This is a genomic window from Streptomyces sp. NPDC058637 (genome assembly GCF_042717325.1).
GTDB lineage: Bacteria > Actinomycetota > Actinomycetes > Streptomycetales > Streptomycetaceae > Streptomyces.
In genome coordinates this window covers 18,315-39,625 of sequence record NZ_JBHXRD010000024.1, presented here as the reverse complement: position 1 = coordinate 39,625, position 21,311 = coordinate 18,315, and the positions used below count along the sequence as shown (strand labels likewise).

18 protein-coding genes are annotated in these 21,311 nt (G+C 70.0%); 9 read left to right on the top strand and 9 right to left on the bottom strand.

Annotated elements, in window-relative coordinates:
• The first annotated feature begins 90 nt into the window (after window positions 1–90).
• The 7 genes from ACFWVP_RS23605 (at window position 91) to pstB (ending at window position 8,095) form a co-directional block, all read left to right on the top strand.
• Complete coding sequence (locus ACFWVP_RS23605; RefSeq protein WP_384499459.1) at window positions 91–2,343, top strand: RNA degradosome polyphosphate kinase; 2,253 nt, start codon at window positions 91–93, stop codon at window positions 2,341–2,343.
• A complete protein-coding gene (locus ACFWVP_RS23600) occupies window positions 2,330–3,352 on the top strand; it encodes a CHAD domain-containing protein (protein WP_384499457.1) in 1,023 nt (340 codons plus the stop codon). The genes ACFWVP_RS23605 and ACFWVP_RS23600 overlap by 14 nt, the downstream gene beginning before the upstream one ends.
• A complete protein-coding gene (locus ACFWVP_RS23595; RefSeq protein WP_384499456.1) occupies window positions 3,349–3,762 on the top strand; it encodes an NUDIX hydrolase in 414 nt (137 codons plus the stop codon). Before ACFWVP_RS23600 ends, ACFWVP_RS23595 begins: the two co-directional genes overlap by 4 nt.
• 197 nt (window positions 3,763–3,959) lie before the next feature.
• On the top strand, window positions 3,960–5,093 hold the full coding sequence (gene pstS, locus ACFWVP_RS23590; RefSeq protein ID WP_384499454.1) for a phosphate ABC transporter substrate-binding protein PstS: 1,134 nt from the start codon (window positions 3,960–3,962) through the stop codon (window positions 5,091–5,093).
• A gap of 128 nt (window positions 5,094–5,221) precedes the next feature.
• On the top strand, window positions 5,222–6,214 hold the full coding sequence (gene pstC / locus ACFWVP_RS23585) for a phosphate ABC transporter permease subunit PstC (protein ID WP_384499453.1): 993 nt from the start codon (window positions 5,222–5,224) through the stop codon (window positions 6,212–6,214).
• Window positions 6,211–7,293: a phosphate ABC transporter permease PstA gene (gene pstA / locus ACFWVP_RS23580; RefSeq protein WP_384499451.1), complete on the top strand. Its 1,083-nt coding sequence runs from the start codon at window positions 6,211–6,213 to the stop codon at window positions 7,291–7,293. Before pstC ends, pstA begins: the two co-directional genes overlap by 4 nt.
• Window positions 7,294–7,318: 25 nt before the next feature.
• A complete protein-coding gene (gene pstB / locus ACFWVP_RS23575) occupies window positions 7,319–8,095 on the top strand; it encodes a phosphate ABC transporter ATP-binding protein PstB (protein ID WP_384499449.1) in 777 nt (258 codons plus the stop codon).
• Between the two features lie 136 nt (window positions 8,096–8,231).
• Here the strand turns inward: pstB and ACFWVP_RS23570 are convergent, their stop codons facing one another.
• Both ACFWVP_RS23570 and ACFWVP_RS23565 read right to left on the bottom strand, forming a co-directional pair.
• The gene (locus ACFWVP_RS23570) at window positions 8,232–9,230 is read right to left on the bottom strand and encodes an anion permease (RefSeq protein WP_384499447.1); all 999 of its coding nucleotides are present in this window, start codon (window positions 9,228–9,230) and stop codon (window positions 8,232–8,234) included.
• A gap of 5 nt (window positions 9,231–9,235) precedes the next feature.
• Window positions 9,236–9,856: a DUF47 domain-containing protein gene (locus ACFWVP_RS23565; RefSeq protein WP_384499446.1), complete on the bottom strand. Its 621-nt coding sequence runs from the start codon at window positions 9,854–9,856 to the stop codon at window positions 9,236–9,238.
• A gap of 222 nt (window positions 9,857–10,078) precedes the next feature.
• On the opposite strand from ACFWVP_RS23565, the gene ACFWVP_RS23560 reads away from it, so the two are divergent.
• Entirely contained in the window at window positions 10,079–10,426 is a 348-nt protein-coding gene (locus ACFWVP_RS23560) for a metal-sensitive transcriptional regulator (RefSeq protein ID WP_384499444.1), read from the top strand.
• A 35-nt stretch (window positions 10,427–10,461) separates the two neighbouring features.
• On the opposite strand, the gene ACFWVP_RS23555 is transcribed toward ACFWVP_RS23560, so the two are convergent.
• On the bottom strand, window positions 10,462–10,857 hold the full coding sequence (locus ACFWVP_RS23555) for a hypothetical protein (RefSeq protein ID WP_384499574.1): 396 nt from the start codon (window positions 10,855–10,857) through the stop codon (window positions 10,462–10,464).
• 109 nt (window positions 10,858–10,966) lie between these two features.
• A complete protein-coding gene (locus ACFWVP_RS23550; protein WP_384499442.1) occupies window positions 10,967–11,863 on the bottom strand; it encodes a hypothetical protein in 897 nt (298 codons plus the stop codon).
• 153 nt (window positions 11,864–12,016) lie between these two features.
• Between ACFWVP_RS23550 and ACFWVP_RS23545 the strand changes: the two genes are divergently transcribed.
• Window positions 12,017–12,232: a hypothetical protein gene (locus ACFWVP_RS23545; protein ID WP_384499440.1), complete on the top strand. Its 216-nt coding sequence runs from the start codon at window positions 12,017–12,019 to the stop codon at window positions 12,230–12,232.
• An 18-nt stretch (window positions 12,233–12,250) separates the two neighbouring features.
• Here ACFWVP_RS23545 and ACFWVP_RS23540 read toward each other — a convergent pair whose 3' ends face one another.
• The 5 genes from ACFWVP_RS23540 to ACFWVP_RS23520 form a co-directional block, all read right to left on the bottom strand.
• A complete protein-coding gene (locus ACFWVP_RS23540) occupies window positions 12,251–15,682 on the bottom strand; it encodes a tetratricopeptide repeat protein (RefSeq protein WP_384499438.1) in 3,432 nt (1,143 codons plus the stop codon).
• A 185-nt stretch (window positions 15,683–15,867) separates the two neighbouring features.
• Entirely contained in the window at window positions 15,868–16,602 is a 735-nt protein-coding gene (locus tag ACFWVP_RS23535) for a phosphatase PAP2 family protein (RefSeq protein WP_384499436.1), read from the bottom strand.
• A 333-nt stretch (window positions 16,603–16,935) separates the two neighbouring features.
• The gene (locus ACFWVP_RS23530) at window positions 16,936–17,940 is read right to left on the bottom strand and encodes an NlpC/P60 family protein (RefSeq protein WP_384499435.1); all 1,005 of its coding nucleotides are present in this window, start codon (window positions 17,938–17,940) and stop codon (window positions 16,936–16,938) included.
• A gap of 161 nt (window positions 17,941–18,101) precedes the next feature.
• The gene (locus ACFWVP_RS23525; protein WP_384499433.1) at window positions 18,102–18,713 is read right to left on the bottom strand and encodes a hypothetical protein; all 612 of its coding nucleotides are present in this window, start codon (window positions 18,711–18,713) and stop codon (window positions 18,102–18,104) included.
• On the bottom strand, window positions 18,710–21,091 hold the full coding sequence (locus tag ACFWVP_RS23520) for an alpha/beta hydrolase (RefSeq protein ID WP_384499431.1): 2,382 nt from the start codon (window positions 21,089–21,091) through the stop codon (window positions 18,710–18,712). Before ACFWVP_RS23520 ends, ACFWVP_RS23525 begins: the two co-directional genes overlap by 4 nt.
• Window positions 21,092–21,311: the final 220 nt, after the last annotated feature.

Genomic DNA, 21,311 nt, shown 5'->3' with positions numbered 1-21,311 from the left:
GACCAGGGTTCGCTGCCCGCTCCCGCTCCTTCCGCGATCTTTAACGGCTCCGACGCGCCTCAGGGCCCCGATGCGCGGAACAATAGGTCCATGAGCCAGCAGCCCAGCTCCGAGGTCCCGGTCCAGTCCACCCAGCCGTCCGTCGGCTCGCTCGCCGCGCACCGGCCGAACGCCGTCGCCGGATCCGCGTCCGCGCCCGCCGCCCTCTCCACGGCCGCCGACCTGGACCCCGATCTGGACAACGACGCGGATGCCTACGAGCCCGAGTCGGACGGCGACGAGCTGCCGCAGGGACGCTTCCTCGACCGGGAGCGCAGTTGGCTCGCGTTCAACGAACGGGTGCTGGAACTGGCCGAGGACCCCGCCACCCCCCTCCTCGAACGGGCTAACTTCCTCGCCATCTTCGCGTCGAACCTGGACGAGTTCTTCATGGTCCGGGTAGCCGGACTCAAGCGCCGTATCGCGACCGGCGTCGCCACCCGCTCCGCGTCCGGGCTCCAGCCCCGCGAGGTCCTCGACCTGATCTGGACCCGCTCGCGCGAACTCATGGCCCGGCACGCCGCCTGCTACCAGCAGGACATCGCGCCCGCCCTGTCCGACGAGGGCATCCAGCTGATCCGCTGGCCCGATCTGACCGAGAAGGAACAGGCCCGCCTGTTCACCTTCTTCCGGCAGCGGGTCTTCCCCGTCCTGACCCCGCTTGCAGTCGACCCCGCGCACCCCTTCCCGTACATCTCCGGCCTCTCGCTCAACCTCGCCGTCGTCGTACGCAACCCGGTCAGCGGCCACCGCCACTTCGCCCGGGTCAAGGTGCCGCCGCTGCTCACCCGCTTCCTGGAAGCGTCCCCGCAGCGCTACGTCCCGATAGAGGACATCATCGCGGCCCACCTCGAAGAGCTCTTCCCGGGTATGGAGGTCCTCGCCCACCACATGTTCCGCGTCACCAGGAACGAGGACCTGGAGGTCGAGGAGGACGACACCGAGAACCTGCTCCAGGCCCTGGAGAAGGAGCTCATGCGGCGCCGCTTCGGCCCGCCGGTCCGCCTGGAGGTCGAGGAGTCCATCGACCCGTACGTGCTGGACCTGCTGGTGCGCGAGCTGAAGATCTCCGAGACCGAGCTCTACCCGCTGCCCGGCCCGCTCGACCTCACCGGACTGTTCGGCATAGCGTCCCTGGACCGGCCCGAACTGAAGTACCCCAAGTTCATCGCGGGCACCCACCGCGATCTGGCCGAGGTCGAGTCCGCGTCCGCGCCGGACATCTTCGCCGCCCTGCGCGAACGCGACGTGCTGCTCCACCACCCGTACGACTCGTTCTCCACCTCCGTCCAGGCGTTCCTGGAACAGGCGGCGGGCGACCCGGACGTCCTCGCGATCAAGCAGACCCTGTACCGGACCTCGGGCGACTCACCGATAGTGGACGCCCTGATAGACGCCGCCGAGTCCGGCAAGCAGGTCCTCGTCCTCGTCGAGATCAAGGCACGCTTCGACGAGCAGGCCAACATCAAGTGGGCCCGCAAGCTGGAGGAGGCCGGCTGCCACGTCGTCTACGGCCTCGTCGGCCTCAAGACCCACTGCAAGCTGTCGCTCGTCGTCCGCCAGGAGGGCGACACCCTGCGCCGCTACTCGCACGTCGGCACCGGCAACTACCACCCCAAGACGGCCCGGCTGTACGAGGACCTCGGCCTGCTCACCGCGGACCCGCAGGTCGGCGCGGACCTCTCCGACCTCTTCAACCGGCTCTCCGGCTATTCCCGCCGCGAGACCTACCGCCGGCTGCTGGTCGCCCCGAAGTCCCTGCGCGACGGTCTGATCGCCCGGATCAACAAGGAGGTCACCCACCACCGCGCGGGCCGCCCCGCCTACGTCCGCATCAAGGTCAACTCGTTGGTCGACGAAGCGATCATCGACGCCTGCTACCGGGCCGGACAGGCAGGCGTACCCATCGACATCTGGGTGCGCGGCATCTGCGCGATCCGCCCCGGAGTCAGCGGACTCTCCGAGAACGTCCGGGTCCGCTCGGTACTGGGCCGCTTCCTGGAACACTCCCGGGTCTTCTCCTTCGGCAACGGCGGCGAGCCCGAAGTGTGGTTCGGCAGCGCCGACATGATGCACCGCAACCTCGACCGGCGGATCGAAGCACTGGTCCGCGTCACCGACCCCGCCCATCGCGCCGCCCTCAGCAGGCTCCTGGAAACAGGGATGTCCGACACCACCTCCTCCTGGCACCTGGGTCCCGACGGGAACTGGACCCGGCACGCCACGGACGCGGACGGTCAGCCGCTGCGGCACGTGCAAGAGATGCTCATCGACGCCCGGAGGCGCAGGCGTGCGACGCCCTGACCACCAGACGACCACGCTCGCCGCGGAAGCGGTCCTCGCGCCCTACCTGCGCGACCAGGCCGCCGAATTCCTGCGCAGCCTTCGTCTGCACCGCGAGCACAGCACCCCGACGGACGCCGGGACCCAGCGGGCCGAGGAGGCCGCCGGCGCGCTACGGCACGCGGCGCGCCGGATCAGCGGCACGCTGCACACCTTCCGGGCCGCACTCGAACCCGGCTGGGCCGACCAGCTCCGTACGGAACTGGCCTGGCTCTCCGGCACCCTGGCCCGCGAACAGGCGTACGCCACCCGGCTGGGCCGCCTGCTGGAGGCCCTGCACCAGCTCTCCGGCGCCCCGCTGCCCGCCGCCCGGACGCCTGCCGGCACCACCACGTCCACCGTCGCCGCCGCACCCTCGGGGGCGGCCGCCGGCGACAAGGAACGGGCGGCGCTCGGGGTCGGCGCGGCCCGCGCCGGGGCACTGCTCGAACGCCAGCTGACCCTCGCCCGGACCCGCGCCCACTCCGCCGCGCTCCAGGCGCTCGGCTCCTCCCGCTTCCACGCGGTCGCCGACGCCGTGGCCCTCCTCGCCTCCGAGGTCCCCCTGTCGCACACGGCCACGGACCCGGCCGCCGAGGTGCTGCACGCCCCGGCCGACCTGGCCGAGCAGCGGATGCTGGACGCGGTGGCCGCGCTGCCGCCCGACGAGGCGCTGGAGCCGTACAACGAGGCGCAGGACGCCCTGTGGCACCAGGCCCGCCTCCTGCTGCGGCTGCACCGGTACGCGCACGAGGTGGTCCACGGCGCCCCCGATCCGGTCCTGGCCGGGGCGGGCCGCGCGCTCGACCTGCACCGGGACGCGGCGGAGGCCGCCGCCGCGGCGGCCTCCGCGGCCCGCACCCCCCGGATCGCCCCGGCGACGGCGTACGCCCTGGGCGTCCTGCACGCCGACCAGCGGCACGAGGTGGAGGCCGCGCGCAGCGTGTTCCGGGAGACCTGGCCGTACGCGGCGGCCGTGACCGCACCATGAGCGGCCTCGTACGGGCTGCGGGCTGTGTGCTGTGGCGCCGCTCCCCGTACGACGGCGGCGTCGAGGTCTGTCTGGTCCACCGACCGCGCTACGACGACTGGTCCTTCCCGAAGGGCAAGCTGAAGCGGGGCGAGACCGCGCTGGAGGGCGCCCTGCGTGAGGTCCTGGAGGAAACCGGCCACCACTGCGCCCCTGGCGCCGCCCTGCCCACGGCCCGGTACCTCGTGAACGGCCGGCCGAAAGTGGTCAGCTACTGGGCCGCCGAGGCGACGGGCGGCGCGTTCGTCGCCAACGACGAGGTCGACCGTTTGGCCTGGCTCTCCCCGGCTGCCGCCAGGACCCGTCTGACCCGTCCCGGCGACCGCCGCCAGCTGGACGCGTTCCTGGAAACGGCGCCTTCCGGTGCCTGAGGCAACGCCCCGCACCCGCCGGAACCAGCCCGCCCGACACGGTTCACCTTCCGTTCACTCTGCCCCGTAGGCGGCTTCACCTGTTCTGCCTAATTTCGGACTTACACGGTGCACGGCGCCAAGCCGCCGCACGATTCTCATCGCACGCCGCCTCGCACCACCAGCCGCGGCGGCTCCTGGAAGGAACACCCCCGAAAGTGAAGCTTCAGCGCAAGAACCGGCTTCGTGCCACCGCGCTCGGTGCCCTCGCCGTCTCCGGCGCCCTGGTCCTCACGGCGTGCGGTTCGGACGACAACACCGGCACCGCCGCCGACGGCGGCAAGACGAGCGCGGCCGCCTCGGACATCAAGTGTGACGGTGCCAAGGGCCAGCTGCTCGCCTCCGGGTCCAGCGCGCAGAAGAACGCCATGGACCTGTGGGTCAAGAACTACATGGCCGCCTGCTCCGGCGTGGAGATCAACTACAAGTCCTCCTCCTCCGGTGAGGGCATCATCGCCTTCAACCAGGGCACCGTCGGCTTCGCCGGCTCCGACTCGGCGCTGAAGCCCGAAGAGGTCGCCGACTCGAAGAAGATCTGCAAGACCGGCCAGGGCATCAACCTCCCGATGGTCGGCGGCCCCATCGCGATCGGCTTCCACCTCGAAGGTGTCGACAGCCTGACGCTGGACGCCTCCACGCTCGCCAAGATCTTCGACAACAAGATCAAGAAGTGGAACGACCCGGCGATCGCCGCGCTCAACGACGGCGCCAAGCTCCCGGACAAGGCCATCCAGGCCTTCCACCGCTCCGAGGACTCCGGCACCACCCAGAACCTGGGCAAGTACCTCGGCGCCGCGGCCGCGAAGGACTGGAAGTACGAAGCCGAGAAGAAGTGGCCGGCCCCCGGTGGCCAGGCCGCGTCCGGTTCCTCCGGCGTCGCCGCCCAGGTGAAGCAGGTCGACGGCTCCATCGGTTACTTCGAGCTCTCCTACGCCTCCTCGCAGTCCATCACCACCGTCGACATCAACACCGGTGGCGCCGCTCCGGTCAAGGCCACGTCGGAGAACGCCTCCAAGGCGATCGCCGCGGCCAAGGTCGTCGGCACCGGCAAGGACCTGGCCCTGGAGCTCGACTACACCACCAAGGCCGAGGGCGCCTACCCGCTCGTCCTGGTGACGTACGAGGTCGCCTGCGACACCGGCAACAAGGCCGACTCCCTCGGCACGGTCAAGTCCTTCCTGACCTACACCGCTTCCGAGGAGGGCCAGAAGGTCCTCACGGACGCCGGCTACGCGCCGATCCCCGCGGAGATCAACGCCAAGGTCCGCGAGACGGTCGCCGGCCTCTCGTAACCCGCACCACTCACACGCACAAGGCGGGCCGGTCCGGCACACCCCTCCGGACCGGCCCTGCCACCGTCCCCATCCGGTGCACCGCCGCCAGGGGAGCCCCGCGCTCCCCCACACAGACCGGAAAGATCATGGCCTCCACCACACCCATAGACATCCCACCGGCACCGCCGGCCCAACGACAGCGCGCCAAGTCGACCGGGCGCGCGGGCGACAAGATCTTCATCGGTCTGTCCCGCGGCTCGGGCATCCTGCTGCTCGTGCTCATGGCGTCGATCGCCGTGTTCCTCAGCTACCGCGCCGCGCTCGCCCTCTCCGACAACGAGGGCAACTTCTTCACCACGTTCGACTGGAACCCGGCGGGCGACCCGCCGGTCTTCGGCATCGCGGTCCTGCTCTTCGGCACCGTCCTCAGCTCGATCATCGCGATGGCCATCGCGGTTCCGATCGCTGTCGGCATCGCCCTCTTCATCTCGCACTACGCGCCGCGCAAGCTCGCCTCGCCCCTCGCCTACGTCGTCGACCTGCTGGCCGCGGTACCGAGCATCATCTACGGCATCTGGGGCGCACTCGTCCTCGTGCCGTACCTGGAGGGCCTGAACCTCTGGCTCGACCAGTTCTTCGGCTGGACGTACCTCTTCGAGAAGACCGAGGTCGGCGTCGCCCGCTCGCTCTTCACCGTCGGCATCCTGCTCGCGATCATGATCCTGCCGATCGTGACGAGCGTCAGCCGTGAGGTGTTCCTCCAGGTCCCCAAGATGAACGAGGAAGCCGCTCTGGCCCTCGGCGCCACCCGGTGGGAGGTCGTACGCCTCTCGGTCCTGCCCTTCGGACGCTCCGGCGTGATCTCCGCCTCGATGCTGGGCCTGGGCCGTGCGCTCGGCGAGACGATGGCCGTCGCCACGGTCCTGTCGCCGAGCTTCCTCATCTCGTTCCACGTGCTCAACCCGGGCGGCGGCACCTTCGCCCAGAACATCGCCGCGAAGTTCGACGAGGCCGACCAGTTCGGGCGTGACGCCCTGATCGCGTCCGGCCTCGTCCTCTTCGTGCTCACCCTGCTGGTCAACGGCGCGGCCCGGCTCATCATCGCCCGCCGCAAGGAGTACTCGGGGGCCAACGCATGAGCCACGCACCCACCACCGTGCAGGACCGGCCGACGCCGACTCCGGCCGCCGGCACCAAGAGCCTCAGCAGCCGGGCGCTGCCCCGCTGGGCCCCGCTCGGCTTCGCCGCCGCGGCGATCGTGCTCGGCGTCGGCCTGGGCGTGGTCGCCGGCTGGCAGAGCCGCATCCAGTGGGGTCTGCTCTCGGCCCTGTTCTTCGTGGCCATCTCGTACATCGCCACCACGGTCGTCGAGAACCAGCGCCAGGCCAAGGCCCGTCTCGCCACCAGCGTCGTCTGGGTGTGCTTCGTCCTCGCCGTCGTGCCGCTCGCCTCGCTGACCTGGACGACGCTGAGCCGCGGTGTCGAGGTCCTCGACGGCTACTTCCTGACGCACTCCATGGCCGGTGTGCTCGGCACGGAGCCGGGCGGCGGTGTCTACCACGCGCTGATCGGCACCCTGGAGCAGGTCGGGATCGCCACCGTCATCTCCGCCCCGATCGGCCTGCTGACGGCCGTCTACCTGGTGGAGTACGGCAAGGGCGCGCTCGCCAAGGCCGTCACCTTCTTCGTCGACGTGATGACGGGCATCCCGTCCATCGTCGCCGGTCTCTTCATCCTCTCGATCATGCTGATGGCAGAGCTCGAACCGTCCGGCCTGATGGGTTCGCTGGCCCTGACGATCCTGATGATCCCGGTCGTGGTCCGCTCCACCGAGGAGATGCTCAAGCTCGTCCCCAACGAGCTCCGCGAGGCCTCCCTCGCGCTCGGCATCCCGAAGTGGCGCACCATCCTGAAGGTGGTACTCCCCACCGCGCTCGGCGGCATCACGACGGGCGTCATGCTCGCCATCGCCCGTATCGCCGGTGAGACCGCGCCGATCATGCTGCTGGTCTTCGGCAGCCAGCTGATCAACTCCAACCCCTTCGAAGGCGCCCAGTCGTCGCTCCCCTTCTACATCTGGGAGCAGTACAAGGTCGGCAGCGAGGCGTCGTTCGACCGCGCCTGGGGTGCTGCCCTGGTCCTGATCGCCTTCGTCATGATCCTCAATCTGGTGGCCCGCGGTATCGCCCGCTGGAAGGCCCCGAAGACCGGCCGCTGAGGCCACGCAGAAAGCAGTGATTCACATGGCCAAGCGCATCGACGTCGGCGGTCTCTCCGCCTTCTACGGCTCCCACAAGGCCATCGAGGACATCTCGATGACCGTGGAACCCCGCTCCGTGACCGCCTTCATCGGCCCCTCCGGCTGCGGCAAGTCCACCTTCCTGCGCACCCTGAACCGCATGCACGAGGTCACCCCCGGCGGCCGTGTCGAGGGCAAGGTGCTGCTGGACGACGAGAACCTGTACGGATCCGGGGTCGACCCCGTCACCGTGCGCCGTACGGTCGGCATGGTCTTCCAGCGTCCGAACCCGTTCCCGACCATGTCGATCTTCGACAACGTCGCGGCCGGCCTGCGGCTGAACGGCTCGTACCGCAAGAACGAGCTGTCCGACGTCGTCGAGAAGTCCCTCAGGGGCGCCAACCTCTGGAACGAGGTCAAGGACCGCCTGAACAAGCCCGGCTCCGGTCTCTCCGGCGGCCAGCAGCAGCGTCTGTGCATCGCCCGCGCGATCGCGGTCGAGCCCGAGGTGCTGCTGATGGACGAGCCCTGCTCGGCCCTCGACCCGATCTCGACCCTCGCGATCGAGGACCTGATCGGCGAGCTGAAGGAGCGCTTCACGATCGTCATCGTGACGCACAACATGCAGCAGGCCGCCCGGGTCTCGGACCGCACGGCGTTCTTCAACCTCTCGGCGGTGGGCAAGCCCGGCCGGCTGATCGAGATCGACGAGACGGAGCGGATCTTCTCCAACCCGTCCGTACAGGCGACCGAGGACTACATCTCGGGCCGCTTCGGATAACCACAGACGGCCTTGGGGTGCTGCATGGCGGTGCCACCACAAGGCAAAGGGTCCGCCCCCGCTCTCGGCAAGAGAGCTGGGGCGGACCCATTTCCGTACGAGGTCACCGGCCCGCGCGGGCCGGACGCCTCACGCCTCACCCGAAGAGCAGCACCACGAGGCCGTAGCTCAGCGCGGCGACGAGTGCCGCGGCAGGCATCGTGATGAACCACCCCAGGATGATGTTCTTGGCCACGCCCCAGCGCACCGCGTTCACCCGCTTCGTCGCGCCGACACCCATGATCGCCGAGGTGATCACATGCGTCGTGGAGATCGGGGCGTGGAACAGGAACGCCGACCCGAACATGATCGACGCGCCGGTCGTCTCGGCCGCGAAGCCCTGCGGCGGGTCGAGCTCGATGATCTTGCGGCCGAGGGTGCGCATGATGCGCCAGCCACCCGCGTACGTGCCCAGGGACAGCATCGTCGCACAGGCGATCTTCACCCAGACGGGGATCTCGTCGTTGGGGCCCTCGATGTCGGCGATGACCAGCGCCATCACCACGATGCCCATCGTCTTCTGGGCGTCCTGCAGACCGTGCCCGAGCGCCATGCCCGCCGCCGAGACGGTCTGGGCGATGCGGAAACCGCGCTTGGCCTTGTGGGGGTTGGTCTTGCGGAATATCCACATGATCCCGACCATCACCAGATAGCCGACGACCAGACCGATGATCGGGGAGAGGAACATCGGGATGACGATCTTCTCGAGCACCCCGTCCCAGTGCACCATCGTCCCGCCGGCCAGCGCCGCGCCGACCATTCCGCCGAACAGGGCGTGCGAGGACGAGGACGGCAGGCCGTAGTACCAGGTGACGAGGTTCCAGATGATCGCGCCGACCAGCGCCGCGAAGAGGATTCCCATCCCCTTCTGGCCCTCGGGCGTGGCGATCACCCCTTCACTGACCGTCTTGGCGACCCCCTGGCCCAGGAAGGCGCCCGCGAGGTTCATCACCGCCGCCATCGCCAGAGCCGCACGCGGGGTCAGCGCCCGGGTGGAGACCGAGGTGGCGATGGCGTTCGCCGAGTCGTGGAAGCCGTTCGTATACGTGAAGCCGAGCGCGACACCGATGGTCACGATCAGCGCAAAGGTGTCCACGAGGTTCAGGACTCCTTGACCGCGATGGTCTCCACGGTGTTGGCGACGTGCTCGAACGCGTCAGCCGCCTCTTCCAGCGCGTCCACGATCTGCTTGAGCTTCAGCACGTCCATGGCGTCGTACTTGCCGTTGAACAGATGGGCCAGCAGCTTGCGGTGGATCTGGTCGGCCTGGTTCTCCAGGCGGTTGACCTCGATCCAGTACTCGGTGAGGTTGTCCATGGTCCGCAGGCCCGGCATGGCCTCGGCGGTCAGTTCCGCCGCCCGGGCCAGCACCTCGATCTGCTGCTCCACACCCTTCGGGAGCTCGTCGATCTGGTACAGCACGACCAGGTCGACGGCCTCCTCCATGAAGTCCATGATGTCGTCGAGCGACGACGCGAGGTTGTAGATGTCCTCACGGTCGAACGGCGTGATGAAGGAGGAGTTCAGCTGGTGGAAGATCGCGTGGGTGGCGTCGTCCCCCGCGTGCTCCGCTGCCCGCATACGCTCCGCGATCTCGACTCGGGAGGCAGAGTCCGCCCCGAGCAGTTCCATCAGGAGTTTCGAGCCCGTGACGATGTTGTCCGCGGACGCGGAAAACATGTCGTAGAAGCTCGTCTCCCTGGGGGTCAGACGAAAGCGCACGTGGGGTCCTCGGGATGCTTTGGATTCGGTCAGGCTGATGCTAGGCGCATCATCCGGCCACGGCTAACCGGCATTCTTCAGTGTCGCGCATCGGGCACAGTGATCAGCACGGACCCCCGGTCACGTTTCGGCTGGATTCGTTACGATATACCCGGCAGGGGTATACAGACGGCACGGACCGGTATACAGACCGCAGGACTCAGAGGACCACGGGAGGACCCCATGACCACCACCGAGGCAGGCGAGGCAGCCGGTACGGAAGCGGTCGTCACCGACCACGACCGCGGTATCCACGGCTACCACCACCAGAAGGACGAGCACCTCAAGCGCCTGCGCCGCGTCGAGGGCCAGATCCGCGGGCTCCAGCGGATGGTGGACGAGGACGTCTACTGCATCGACATACTCACCCAGGTCTCGGCCTCCACCAAGGCCCTGCAGTCCTTCGCACTCCAGCTGCTGGAGGAACATTTGCGCCACTGCGTCGCCGATGCCGCGGTCAAGGGCGGCGAGGAGATCGACGCGAAGGTCGAGGAGGCCACGAAGGCGATCGCCCGCCTGCTCCGTACATGACGGCGCCGGCCCGGACGGGGCGGCGGCGGGACCGGTCAGCCCCGGTGGTTGCACTGCCGGGGGACCCTGGCCGCGCGCTCGCCCCGCTCGTCACAGGCGCCCCGTTCGCCCCGTTCGTCACTGATGCCCCGGTCGCCCCGCTCGCGGCGGTCGCCCCACCCGTCACCGTCCGCGCCGGTGTCGGGAACGTCACGGTGTGATCTGCTGCCGGAAATGTCGTGGGTGTCACAACCCGCCCTGATACCGGGCCTGTCATGGGGCTCGTCGCGGATACCGCGGGCCACCGCCCTGACGTCGAGCACCTCGTCGATGCGGTCCGGGCTGAGCCGGTCCTCCATCGCGGCCGACGCCGCGATCATCAGTTCGCCGCACAGTTCGATCTCGGCGAGGGCCACACAGTCCTGAGCGTTCGGAGCGCTGAGCGTCACCACCTTGCGTCACCTCTCTCTGCCGTCGCCCACTCCTGGCGCACCGACTTCCTAGCGTAGGGAGCGCACCACACACCGCGCATGGCACGGACGGACCATTTCGGCCCCCTCCCTACGGCGTTTCCGGGCCACTCCGCCCCTGTTGGATCCGCCCCGTGTAGATCTCCGCGTCGGGCGGCAGCCGCACGGAGACCGGGACCCCGAATCCGTACAGCAGCGTCGTCGACACCACCGACACCGCCGGTCCCTCCGTCGCGAAGCTGAAGCGGTGACGGACCTTGCGCAGCAGGCCCTCGTCGTCCAGATACGCGTCGAACGGCACCGCGTCCGTGCTGAACCCTTTCGCCGCGGCGGTCAGGGCACCGCGCGACGACGGCGAGGCCGCCCGCGCCGCCCGCCCGATGTCCGCGACCCCCCGGTAGTGGCGGACCGCCACCCCGGCCAGCTCCGTCCGGCCCCGGTACGTCACCTCGCCCGCCCCGCGCAGCAGCTCGGCGGCGGCCATCGGGTCCGTCACACCGCCGGTGACGAGATTGCCGTCCTCCAGGGCCGTCGTGTCGATCCTGACCCACTTGTCGTCGGGCACCCCGGCACCCCGGTTCTTCATGTACAACGCCCCGGGCGCCAGCAGTTCGGTGATCGGCCGGTGCCCCTCCGCCCCGGCGGCGTCCTTCGGCAGCAGGACCTTGATCCGGCCCAGCTGCCTGCCGAAGTCGTACGCCCCCTCGCCCCGGATCGTCACCCGGGTCCCGCCGGCCGCGGTCTCCATGGACGTACGCGTCTCGGCGCTGCCCGCCCCGGCCAGCCCGTCGGCGGCCCGCCGGACCACGGCGGCCGGGGCGTCGGCGCCGCCCGCCCCGGCCTGCCGGGCGGTCCCGGCACCGCTCCCGGCACCGCTTTCGTCCGGGCCCGTCCCGGCGCATCCGGTGCCCACCGCCATCACACCCGCCACGGCGAGGGCGCACACAGCCAGTGCCCCGCCTCCGCACCTGTGCTGCCGCACCACCATCGCCTGCCAACCCCCAACGACGTACCCCTGACCGAGCTCCCGCCCGCCCCGCCTAACGACGGCGGGGGCGCGTCGTCACGCCACACACGCCCTGGGGGAAACCGATCGGCCCACTCGGCCACGGCACCGCGCCGCCCGCAGTACCGTGGTTCCGTGTATGAGGACCCTCCAGCCCACGCCCCGGCCCCGGCGCTCGCTCCGACCTCCACGCCCCCCACCGCCCCCGCCCCGCCACACGGCGTCACCATGGTCGAACGCGGCTCGTTCTGCCTGGCCCGCTGCACCTGCGGATGGTCGGGACCGGCCCGCCGCTCCCGCGACCGGGCCCGCACCGACGCGGCGGAACACCGCGCGGCCACGGACGGCTGAGCCGGCGGGCCGGGCCGGTCAGACCCGGCGCTCCCGCTCCTCGCGCAACCGCCGCACGAAGGGGCCGACAAACGGACCGACCTCCGGAAACACCTCCTGGAGGAACGCGAGATCGTCCAGCGCGTCCCCGATCAGCATCATGCCGGGCGAGAGGTCCATGAAGGCCGAGAAGCCGGCGGCGGCCCGCTCCTCGTCCTGGCGCGCGCAGTGGATGACGAAGAGGCACTCGGCCGCCCATACCCGCCGGATGCCACCCGCGGCCTCGACCGTGCGGAACAGCCCGACGGCACGCTCGAAGCGCGCCTCCGCCTCCGGCCCTCTCCCCGCCGCACGCAGGGCGACGGCGTGGACGGTTTCGATCCAACCGTCCGTGGGGTCGACCTCGGCCGCCCGGACGCAGTCCGCGAGGGCTTCCTCGTGCCGTCCCAGGCACAGCTGGGCCTGGGCGCGGCTGGAGAGGGACCAGTCGGACAGGGGAGAGACACCGAGTGCCCGGGAGTGCTCCGCGACGGCGTCCTCGTAACGGCCCGTCAGCCGGTACACCTCCGCACGGCCGGCGAGGGCCGCGTCGGACACGGGGTCGACCTCCAGGGCGCGGGCGTAGTCGGCCAGGGCCTCGTCGAACCGCCCCAGGACCTGGTGGACGTTCGCACGGCCGGTGTACGCCGGCTCGTACCCGGGGCTGACGTCGATGGCCGAGGTGTAGGCGGCCAGCGCCTCCTCGTTGCGGTCGAGGTACCTGTACACCCGGCCGCGGGCGGCGAAGGCCGCCTCGTACCCGGGATTGATCTCGATGGCCAGCGCCAGGTCGGCCAGAGCCTCGTCGAAGCGGTCCACCGCCGCATGGGCCCGCGCCCGCCTCTCCAGGGCCCAGGTGTTCCGCGGATCGATCTCGATGCTCCGGGTGAAGTCGGCGCACGCCTCCTCGTAGCGGTCCCTCACCAGAAGGACCAGGCCGCGGCGGAGGATCGCCCACTCGTACCGCGGGTCGATCTCGATGGCCCGCGTGTAGTCGGCGATCGCCTCGTCGTAACGGCCCAGGCGGTCGTGGAGCTGCGCACGCTTCCCGAGCGCCCATTCGTACCGCGGGTCGATCTCGATCGCCCGCGTGTAGTCGGCCAGCGCCTCGTCGTCCCGCTCCAGCGCCTCGTACGCCTGCGCACGGCTGCCGAAGGCCCAGTCGTACTGCGGGTCGATCTCGATCGCCCGCGTGTAGTCGGCGATCGCCTCGGCATGGCGGCCCAACGCCTCGTACACCTGCGCACGACTGCCGTGCGCCCAGGCGTACCGGGGGTTGATCCCGATAGCCCGGACCAGATCGGCGAGGGCGTCGTCGTGGCGGCCCAACGCCTCGTACACCTGCGCGCGGCTCCCGAAGGCCCACGCGTACTCCGGATCGATCTCGATGGCGCGGGTGAAATCGGCGATCGCCTCGTCGTGGCGCCCCAACGCCTCGTACACCTGCGCACGGCTGCCGAACGCCCACGCGTACTGCGGATCGATCTCCACCGCCCGGCCGAAATCGGCGAGGGCCTCGTCGTGGCGGCCCAGGCTCCGGTGGGCGTCTCCGCGCGTGCCGACCGCCCCGGCGGCGAGGGGATCGATCTCCAGCGCGCGGGTGCAGGACGCGACCGCGTCCGCGTAACGGCCCTGGGCCCGGTACATCTCCCCCCGTCCCTCGTGGGCACGCGCCAGGTCCGGATCGATGGCGAGGGCCGCCGCGTAGTCAGGCTCCGCCTGCGCGTAGTCACCCGCGACCCGGTGTTCCCTCGCACGGACGGAGAGGGCCAAGGCCCGTGTGCGCGCTTCGAGTTCGGGCGCCGCCAGCAACAGCGTCAGCACGGCGACGCCCGCTCCGTCCTGTTCCGCGGCGGCCTCCAGTCGGTGGCCCCACGAGGTGAGCGCGGTCGTGTCCGTGTCCCGCCCCGCGTACCCCATGATCTGGGCCCATCGCCGCAGCGTGGCGACGTCGAGGTCGATGGCGTGAACGGTGTGGAAGAGCACATCGGGCAGCGCTGTACGGGGGTTGGCGCACAGCCGGTGGTACGCCTCGTTGAGCCGGTGCTCACGCCAGACCGCGTCCTCCCAGTGGAGGTCGAGGTCCGGGCCGATGCCGGCCTCCACCGCCTGCCGCCACTGCTCGAACAGGTCGGCGAAGCCGATGTGCGACTGCTGCCAGCGCGTGGGCGACCGGGTCCGCTGCAGGCGCAGCATCGCCGCACGGACCACGTCGTGATATCGGCACCGGCCCGCCTGCGTGGAGACGAACGCCAGACCACGCAGCCAGGCATATCCGTCGGCGGCGGTGTCCGGCACGGCGGCCCGGTAGACGTCCTCGTTGAGCTGCAGCGGCAGCGCACAGGCCAGCGCCGCCTCGCGCCGCCCGAGGTCCGGCTCCCACTTCAGGAATCTCTCGACCGCAGTCTCCGACGGGTCCGCGAAGCTGTCGCCGGTGCTCGCGTCGCTGCGGGCCAGCATGTCGACCAGCAGCGGAAGCCGCCCCGACAGGCGCAGCACCAGGTCGATGCTTGGCTCGTCGGTGACGCCGTGGGTGGCGAGCAGGGTGCGGGCCTCCTCCTCGGTGAACACCTCCAGGCACACCTCGGTGACCTGGCCGAGCCGGTCGCCCCAGACCCGGGTGTCCAGGCGCAGCTGCCCGGACAGCACGACCTGCACGTTGACCGGGAGGCCCCCGTACTCCTCGCCGAAGACGATGTCGTGCAGCCAGGTGTCGAGCACCGGGCCGGTCCGCTCGTACACGTCGAAGAACAGCACCACCCGCTCGCACCGCTCCGCGACGTCCGTCAGGTCCTCCAGGAAGACCGGGGCGAGGACCGCCACCGGATTCATCACCAGCTGCACATCGTCATGGCTGCGCAACCGCATGTTGAGGGCCGCCCGCACCCGGTCCGCGCCCAGCGCGACCTGCTGCGGATCGACCGCCCCGACGAATGCCCCGACCCCGGGCACCATGCCCAGCCCGACCAGTCCCACCTGCGCCGCCACGGTGCTCGACGGCGAGGCGGCCTGCACGGGTGCGGGCTGGTCGCCCAGGGGGTCCGGCTGCGGTGCGGGAGCCGCGCTCTCGGCCTGGTGCCTGCGCTGGCGGTAGGTCGCCAGCTGCTTGTCGAACCTCTTCAGCGGGTGCCCCTGACGGCCCAGCCTGGCGCTGACCGCCTCCATCGCCTCGACCGTGTCGTGCACCTCGTCGTCGACGAACGCCGTGACGACGGAGGTCTGCTCACGGGCGGTGGACTCCCACTGGCGTACGAGGGTCGACTTGCCCACGCCGCCGTTGCCGCGCACGTGGAACAGGAACGGGAAGTCGACCTCTTCCGGATCCCTGGCGAAGGTCTCCCGGAAGACCGCCAGCTCACCACGGCGCCCGACGAACCCCGCGCGCCCACGCCGCCGATTGACTTCCTGCCGTGACGGCCGCCGCCCAGCCACACACACCACCCCCCGGTAGGGAACATGATGCCTCGCCGTCGGGGCCGTGTGATCCGAAACCGGAAGTCGGCCGGCAGTCGTCGGCTGTCGGGGGCGGGGGCGGGGGCGGGGGCACGGACCGGTACACGGCTGGAGGGGGCGGCCCCATGGGCCACCCCCTCCGGATGCCGAGCTCCGTCACATCCCTACGCGGCGAGGTCCTTCTCGTCCGGCGAGCCGCCCCGGCCCGAACCCGGGCGCGGCTCGGGGATCCCGTGCGACTCGTCCGGTCCGTCGGCCAGGACGGCGAGCGGACGGCGCGAGCGGACGAGCCTGCCGACCGATCCGGCGCGGGCCACGGCCCCCACCAGCGGCGTCAGCAGCATCATCGCGAGCGGGGCGAGCAGCAGTGCCACGGCCGTACCCAGCGCGAAGCCGCCGATCACATCGGTCGGGTAGTGCACACCCATGTAGATGCGGCAGAAGCCTTCCAGCAGCGCCAGCGCGATCGCGTACAGGCCGAACTTCCGGTTGGCGACGAAGATTCCCACGCCGATGGCCATCGCCATCGTCGCGTGGTCACTGACGAAGGAGAAGTCGGTCTTGCCCGCCACCAGGACTTCGAGCCCCTCGTGGTCGTTGAACGGACGCGGCCGTTCGACGAATCCCCGGATCGGGATGTTGATGATCAACGCGATCCCGGCCGCGAGGGGTGCCCACACGAGCCCGGCGACTCCCGTCACCGAATCCTCGGTCGTCCCGCGTCGGCGAACGCTCCACCAGCACCACAGGCCCACCAGGACCATGCCGAGCATGATCCCGAATTCACCGACGAACCCCATGACCTGGTCGAACCAGGTGGGAGCGGCCTTCGCCAGCCCATTGATGTCGTAGAGCAGGCTGACGTCGGGGTTCGACCCATCGAGTGCGAGTCCAGCCATCTGCTGCGGCCCCTTGCCTTGTCTGCTGCTGCGGCGCACAACGGTGTGCGCCGCCTTGGTCGGACCCCCGTGGTCGGTTCGGATTCAGTACTACGTGACGCTGTTCCGACGTGACGCGGTGACTGCCCTGGCCAGTGCCACGTGGTCAGTGCGTGCTGTCCCAGTCCAGGGAACGGCCTGCCGGCTGCGTACGTTCCGCTCTCCACCGAATGATCACCATGACGTTATCGAAGAGTGATTCATCGTCGCAGCTCAGGGCCCAGGCTTCACAGAGAGTTCCGGCCATGGCCGACTCACCGTCAGCTCCCCGGACCTCTCGCGTCGGCTCACCCGTCAGCTCCCCGGCAGCGCGGTCGGAAGGGCTTCGGCCCCGTCCTTGGTGACCCGCGTCGCACCGAAGTAGTCGGGCGTATCGATCTTGTCGAACCGGATCACAGCCCCGGTGAACGGCGCGTTGATCATGTACCCGCCTCCCACGTAGAGCCCCACGTGCCGGATGGCCCGCGAGTTGTTCAGGTCGTCCGAAAAGAACACCAGGTCGCCGGGGAGCAACTCGTCCCGCGAGGGGTGCGGACCCGCGTTGTACTGGTCGTTGGCCACCCGGGGCAGCTCGATGTCGACCGTCCGGTACGCGGCCTGCGTCAGCCCGGAACAGTCGAACCGCCCGCCCTGGTCGGCCGTTCCGTTCCCACCCCAGAGGTAGGGCGTACCGAGCTTCTCCTGCGCGAAGTAGATCGCCCCGGCCGCCTGCCGTGACGGCTCGACCCGGCCGACCGGTTTCGCGAAGCTCTTCTCCAGGGACCGGATGATCTTCACGTAGTTCTGCGTCTCGCTGATCGCGGGCACCCCGCCCGACTGGATCACCCGGTAGGCCCCGGCGTTGTACGCCGCGAGCATGTTGTTCGTCGGATCGCCCGGGACCTTCTTGACGTACCCGGCGAGCTCACAGTCGTACGAGGCGGCGGACGGAATCGCGTCGGCCGGGTCCCACACGTCCCGGTCCCCGTCGTCGTCCCCGTCGATCCCGTGCGAGGCCCAGGTCCCGGGGATAAACTGCGCGATGCCCTGCGCGGCGGCATGACTCTGGGCGCGGGGGTTCCAGCCGCTCTCCTGGTACAGCTGCGCGGCCAGCAGGGCGGGGTTGATGGCCGGGCAGAGGTTGCCCCACTTCTCCACGAGCGGCTTGTACCGCGCGGGCACGGCCCCCTTGGCCAGCCCTACGGCCCCGCTCGCCCCGGAGATCCCGGCAGCGGCGGAGTACGTACCGACGACGAGCAGGGCCACGAAGCACATGGCCAGACCTACGCCGATGCCACCGGCCACCCAGAATTTCCGCACCCCTCAACCATCCCCCATCGGGGACGGTTTCATGAGCGCTTTCGCGGGTGTGTACGAATCATCCGGGTCATCAGGGGCATCGGGGTCACTGACCGGCTACCCGGCGCACCGACCGGACGTCCCGGCGCACCGACCCGATCCGTCAACGTGCTGATGTGCCGTCAGGACAGCTCGCCGGACCAGTAGTCGGAGCGCACGTTCGGGCGCGGCAGGGGATAGACCCCCTCGTACGCGGGTCCGTTCGGCTCGGAGGCGGAATCGGCGACCCCCGACTCCTCCACACAGGGGCTGTCCGCCTCGAAGAACGCCTGCCCCTTGCCACGGAAACTCACGCTGATACCGAAACCGGCCTTCGTCTGCGCGTAGATCGCAGGGAACACCTCGTCCTTGTTCCTCGCCTTGATGCGGTAGTCGCTTTCGAGCCAAAATTTTTCGACCTGGTCCAGGAAGCTCTGCCGGCGCTCCGCCGACACGATGGTCATCACGGTGCGCCTGCGCGTCACATCGCAACCTCCCTTCGTCGTCGGGCCGTGCGCCCACTGCACCTCGGGGTCCATCTGCTCGAGTACGGCGTCGAGCATGCTGTCGGACCGATCGGCGGCCTCCTGCATGTCCATGTCGCTGGCCTCCTTGCCGGTCTCCTCGCTACCTTCCTTGCTGCTCCCGGCGGAGGCCTTCGCGCTGCCGCCCGCCCCTCCGTCGACGGTGCCGCAGCCGGCCAGTGCGAAACCGACAGCCAGGGTCACCGCGACGATCCGGAACCTTCGCTTCATCGCTGTTCCTCCATCTTGAGCCTGTCGGAGTGCCCCGACACGATCAGAGCGATGCCGTCCGCCGACATGGCGTCCCGCACCGGATCGAAGTAGTTGGAATGCGCGTCGAAACTCACACCGCCCGTGCTGATCGCCGGCTGGCCCGGGGCCACCGGGAACCGTCGGGCACCGAAGGCCTCGCTAGCCGGGTCCTTGCCGAACCAGAGGTCGTCGTCGCCCGGATCGGCGAGGTCTCCGGCCAGGTAGCCACCAGCGGGACCACCGAGGATCGTACCCAGCGCGCCCACCACGACCTGTGTCCTGGACGGGAGCTTGGTCACCGGGTCGTTGGCCGCGGCGCCGACGAAGACGTGCCCGCTGCCGACACCGAGGTCCACGGCCCGGTCCACGCCCACGCCCGGGCTGCCGACCAGGATGATGTCGTCCACCCCCGGTATGCCGCCTACGCGCTGCGTCGCGGCACCCACGGTGCGTGAACCGTAGGAGTGGCCGATCGCCGTGATGTGCGGGTCCTTGTTCTGGTTGGTGGCCGCGATGCCGCCCATGAAGTCGCCGTAGGCCACGCCGCCCTTCTCCGCCCGGCCGGTACCGGCGACCGCGAGACTCTGCAGCCCGTCGGGCGCCTGCGGTGCGTCGTACCCGAGCCAGACGATCGACGCGGTGGACTGCTCGTACCCCTGGGCGCCGATCGCGGTGTCCCGGGCCCGCTTGAGGTCGTTCTTCGCGAACTCCTCGTCGAGGGAGGTGTTCAGCCCCGGCACATAGGCCGATACGTTCTTCGAGGTGTCGGGGTTCCCGTAGGAGACGATCGCCCGGCCGTTGCCCTCGTCGCCTATGCCGAGCAGATACATCGGCGGCTGGCTCCCCTCCTTCAGCTGCCGGTCGATCTCCCGCAGGCCCGCCAGTTGTTCCCTCGACCTGGAGTCCGTCCTCCCCTCCAGCTTCGAGATCAGCGCCGGGAGGTTCTTCCGGTTGGCCGCGTCCCTGTCCGCCGCGGGGATGCCGTCGAGCCCGCCGATCCGGTCCGGGGACAGCTCCAGATACCGGTCGCGCTGTTGCTGCGTCAGCCCGTTCCACCAGTCCTTGCGCTGGGCAGCGGTGGCGTTGCTCGGGATGCGGTCGTTGAGGTAGTCGCGCTCCTCGTCCCGTACCGCCGCCTCGACGCGCGTACCGGACCCGGGCAGCCCGGCGACCGCGCCGCCGCCCCCGCCGGACGCCTGGGCGATGTCCCACGCGGCGGAGACGTATTCGCCCTTGCCCCACTTGTACCCGGCACCGTTCGCGGCCTGGGTGAACTGGTCGGCGATGCCCTTCGCGCTGTCGACGGGGTGGAGGACCGTGTCCACGGCGCCGCTGACGTCACCCCAGAGGCCGTCTCCGCCGACGAAGCCGGTGAGGAAGTCACCGTCGGAGGGGCGGGAGGAGACCTGATCCGGGGTTTGTCTACCCGCGTCGACCTGCGAAGAAGGAGAGCCGGTGGCTGAGCCGGAAGAAGAGGACGAGGAGGACGAGGAGGTGTCGTCGCCGCCTGTGGTTCCGGTGGTTCCGGGGCCGCCGGTCGAGTTGGACCCACCGGAAGCGGACCCACCGGAAGCGGACGCACCGGAAGCGGACGCACCGGCTGAGTCGGCCCCACCGGAGGTTACGGCCCCACCAGAGGTTCCGGCACCACCGGAGGTCTCGGCCCCGCCCGCCCCGGTGCCACCGGTCACGGTCGAGCCTTCGAAACCCGTACCACCGACGGAATCGGTTCCGCCGCCGGTCGAGGCGCCGCCGCCGCTGCCCGCATCCGTTCCGTCACCGGCGACCACGTCGACATCAGGAGCCGGGCAGGCGCTTCCGGTCAACCGGCAGATGGCGTTCCGGATCTCCCCGGTCAACTGTCCGCCGATGCCCGTTGCCACGAGACCGCCGACGAGGGCCACGACCACGAGGATCATGCCCAGGTACTCCATCGCGGTCTGCCCGGCGTCCCGACGCCGCTGGATCAACCGCGTGATGCCGCTGAACGCCCGGTGCTCCGACCGCTGTTCAGGAGCGAGCCCGAACCATTCGCGCGAGCCGGCCCTCAACAGCAGAACGACGACGACAACCGGCACCACCAGCTGCGCCACGCCTTGCCCACCGGTGCCCTCACCCAGCATCGCCAGGGCTCCGACGATGAGCCAGGCATGTACGGCGAGGAGCCCACGGAAGACCCAGACGCCGCCGGTACGCAGGTACAGCGAGAGTAGTAATCCGGCGACGCCGGGCAGCGCGGCGTACAACACCATGCCCAGGAGGTGACCGTCCACCGCGTCGATGGACGAGGCCACGAACAGCGCGTCAACCGCACCCACGACCGTGACGACGAAGAGCAATCGCACGAGAACCAGCACAGCCTGCAGCGAACGCGACAACGACTGTCTGTCCGGACGGGCTTCGGTAGCACTCACATCGGCGCCACCCGGAACCGCTAATTCTCGTATGCCAGACACGACGAGTCTCCCAGCTTGGTGAGTGGGCGCAGTGACAGTTCGATCGGTGTCTGTATGCGACCACACCACCACAGGGCGCGGCATGGGCCCCAGGGCCCAATGTCAGGCTCAATGTCCCTGG